Below are 596 nucleotides of genomic sequence, written 5' to 3'. Positions count from 1 at the left end.
CCCTCGAAGCCGGTGAGATCCACCAGCAGGCCCGGGCTGCCGTTGGCCGTTTCCAACCGCTCGTTCAGCAATGCGTGCATGCGCTTCAAGTCGGCCTGCGAGAGTTTCCCCTCGCAGACGATGCCGATGACGTCGTCACGATCGGTCAGTGTTTCAGTGAACATCGGTGTCCTCCTTGTCCGCCGGCTCGGGATGACCGTAAAGGCCGGCATTTTCGTGGGCACGATCGGCGTGTTCGAACTCCAGGGTCGAATGCGCGATACCGAAGCGGCTTTGCAGCGCGTCCTTGAGATCTGCCTTGATATCTTCGAGGCGCGCCCAGCCCGCGCCGGTCAGGACGACGTGACAGTCGAGCGCTGCTTCATGTTCCTGCATCTGCCAGAGATGCACGTGGTGAACGTCCTGTACGCCGTCCCGGTTGCGCATTGCCTCGATGACGGCGGCGCCGTCGATATCGGGCGGGCTGCCGAGCATCAGCGTACGGATCGGGGTGCCGATCTCGGTGAAGGCCAGGTAGAGGAGATAGGCCGCAATGCCGATGGTGACGGCCGGGTCGACCCAGCGCATGTCGTAGAGGAGGATCAGCGTGCCGCCGA

The 596-nt window shown here is 63.4% G+C and carries 1 protein-coding gene; it reads right to left on the bottom strand.

The window, feature by feature from the left end; all coding sequences use genetic code 11:
- Positions 1-153: 153 nt before the first annotated feature.
- Positions 154-596, bottom strand: a 443-nt coding sequence (locus tag PKF00_RS44960) for a cation transporter dimerization domain-containing protein (RefSeq protein WP_271223768.1), incomplete at its 5' end; no start/stop codon positions are given.

This window comes from Streptosporangium carneum (assembly GCF_027922005.1).
In the GTDB taxonomy this organism is placed as follows: domain Bacteria; phylum Actinomycetota; class Actinomycetes; order Streptosporangiales; family Streptosporangiaceae; genus Streptosporangium; species Streptosporangium carneum.
Note: the sequence above shows the minus strand (reverse complement) of the source record. Positions and strands in the feature narration are given on the sequence as shown.